We start from the raw sequence: 2,992 nt of genomic DNA on the forward strand, positions 1-2,992 counted from the left end.
CCACCCGATCCTGATGTTTGCGTCCAAGTTCCACCTGCTTGCTCTCCAGTGATTAAACTGAATAAATTAATTACAGCCACACTGTTATCACAAACAGTAGTATTTCCATCAGTACCAGCATTTGGTTGAGGATTAACTGTAATACTTACTGTTTGCGGTACCCCAATACATCCATCAGCAATTGAAGTAGGTGTCACTGTATATGTAACAATCTGTGGAACTAGAGTAGTATTTACTAACACATCAGTAATTGTAGCTCCTGATTGCAATGTAGTACTTTCCCCTGTAACATTTGCATTTGCTGTGGCAATCCATGTAAAAGTAGAAGGAATACTAGCAGTTAATGCAAAATTGGCACTTGTATTACTACAAATAGTACCTGAACCTAAGCTTGTCATTACAGGCTGAGTACAACACAATAAAGATGCAGGTCTAATATCCGGTAAATCTACTGTACAACCTAAGTTATTCCAAACACCAAATTCACCATCAGCAAAAGTCTTAATAGAAACTTGACAATTTGTATTTCCAGAGATACAATTTGCAGCCGGACCAGCAGTTAATGTAAAACGTAAAGTATAATCGAAAGTATTTGTTCCACATGCTGGGAAATTTCCATCTCCATATGTATTATCTGGATCAGTCGGATCTCCAGTACATGCTCCTGTAGCTGGATTATAAGAAGAAAGAAAATACCATCCAGCTGGCATTGCTGTACCAGCAGGATAATAACCTGCAACATTATAAGTTGCAGCTCCAGCTGGGAACCAGTTCCATGAACCAGCAGGTGTACCAACACATGCACTCCAAGCACAAGGTGGTCCAGGAGGACAAGGTTGAATAACTCCATTAACATTTAATGGTGTACCAATATTTACTGGCATTCCTTGTGCATTAAATGAAGCTGGATCCCAACAATTTCCAAATTCTGGTACAAAAGCACCTATATAATTACAATTGAATTGTTGAAAATTTGTTAACGTATATTGAAAAGTAACTTGTTCACCTGGCAAATAAGGACCAGCTAAAGGCGAACCCATAGAAGTTGAAGTAACCGTTAATGCACTTGTAGTGTTACAGGCACTATTGTCTGTATTTTGAGTCACACACAAATTAAAATTACCTTGACTTCCAGAAAAATTAGAAACAGCAATTATATATGTTGTATTTGCAGACACAGCAATATTTGTACCTGAAGCTGTTGTACCCGTTCCTTCTACACAACTAACGGTTGTAAAAGTCGAACAGTTTGTTGAGAACAAAACAAATTCAGGTGTTCCCATTGTTGAACTTGTAACTGAAATATCTAATGATGCTGTTGTAGCTCCTGTAGTAATAGAATACCAAACTGTTGGATTTGGCATATCTGCACAAACACTTCCAGTAAAATTAGGCCCAACATTAGCTCCATTGTTACAATCTGCCACACACGCAGCACCTCCACCTGGTGCATTCAAAGCTAAAGTAGCAGGTGCACTACAATTTTGATTATCTACACAACTTGCCACAACAGCAGGATTATTTACACAAACTGATAAATTTCCTGTTGTAACATCTCCATTACTTGAAACTATAATCCAATATTGAGTTCCAGTCGTCAATCCATTTATTGTTCCGTTTAAAGAGGTGTAATTACCTGATCCATCAAAACAACCTTCAATTGTAAACAACCCTCCACAAGTACCTGTACTTGATGAAGCAACAAAAAATTCCGGTCTAAAACCTCCAGTTGTACCAGTTACTGTTATTGTTGCGGAACCACCTTGTGCAGTAAACGTAAACCAAGTATCTAATACTCCTTCTTCACATCCTCCAGAACCAATATTATCAACAGTTCCAACAGTTGACGTAGCACAAACAGCACCTGTTAAATCAGTTACTACTGTAGCTGTTCCGCATGTTTCTTGAGCAAAAGTTAATGTTGTAAAAAACAAAAGTAAGACACCTACTAATGTTTTAAAATAAGTAATTTTTTTTATCATATAGAATCTATTTAATAACAACTTTAATTGGTTCTAATTTTTTGAACCCAATCGCATTAATTTTATTTTTAGAAGGTAAAAATAAATTGGAGTTTTCATCCAAAAATAAAATCACATCTTCATTTTCTTTTCTTGAAGATTGTATTTTATCATAGAGCGATTCTGAAATTGGAACTGTATAATCAGCTTTTGATATCTGAATTTGAAAAGTTCCTTGAATTTTTTTTAAGTTGTTTTTAAACATTTCATTTTCACTCATAAAACTTCCATCTTCATTTCTATTTAACGGAATCATTTCGTCATTATATGCCGGATTTTTTTGAGCAAACGAATTGGTAATAAATCCTAGTAACATCACGAGGATTAAAAGAATTTTTTTCGAATTAACATTTTTTTTCATCTTATAGTCTATTTTTGGGTTTGATTTTTTTAGAAATTTTCATCTTAAAAACATTACTTAGTAGTTATTTATTCATATAAATATTTTAATTAAAGATTATTTTTACGCCCAATATAAAAAATTTATATAACATATTAACAAATTTTTAAGACATATTTTAACAAATTTCTTTTAATTATTAAAATAAATAAATAATTACTTACATCATTAGGGTTTTATACTAAAAAAACTCATTTTTATATAATATTAAAAAAAAAAAATATTATATAAAAAAAGGCTGTCATTTCTGACAGCCTTTTTTATTGTTTATTATTTCAACTTATCGTTTCATTGAGAAGTGAGATTTGAATGTTCTTCTTTGATCGTTTTCTGTAAACTCAACTGTAAACCAGTAGTCTGTTGATGGTAATTGGTTTCCATTGTAGGTTCCATCCCATCCCATTCCTAATGGATCTAGTTGTTTGATTAGTTTTCCATATCTATCAAAGATGTAAAGCACTGCATCATTGTAATCTGATAATCCAATTATATTCCAAGTATCATGAATACCATCTCCATTTGGAGTGAAATATTTAGGGTAGTCAATTACAACTACATCAGCTGATAAATT

General features: G+C 33.1%; 3 protein-coding genes. All 3 read right to left on the bottom strand.

The window, feature by feature from the left end; all coding sequences use genetic code 11:
* A partial coding sequence (locus BMY86_RS12885) for a PKD-like domain-containing protein (RefSeq protein ID WP_143065675.1) occupies positions 1–1,982 on the bottom strand: 1,982 nt, incomplete at its 3' end.
* Positions 1,983–1,989: 7 nt separating this feature from the next.
* The gene (locus tag BMY86_RS12890; protein ID WP_177177186.1) at positions 1,990–2,340 is read right to left on the bottom strand and encodes a hypothetical protein; all 351 of its coding nucleotides are present in this window, start codon (positions 2,338–2,340) and stop codon (positions 1,990–1,992) included.
* A 361-nt stretch (positions 2,341–2,701) separates the two neighbouring features.
* A partial coding sequence (locus tag BMY86_RS12895; RefSeq protein WP_143065677.1) for a T9SS type B sorting domain-containing protein occupies positions 2,702–2,992 on the bottom strand: 291 nt, incomplete at its 5' end.

Origin of the sequence: Flavobacterium urocaniciphilum, from assembly GCF_900110615.1 — a bacterium.
GTDB lineage: Bacteria > Bacteroidota > Bacteroidia > Flavobacteriales > Flavobacteriaceae > Flavobacterium > Flavobacterium urocaniciphilum.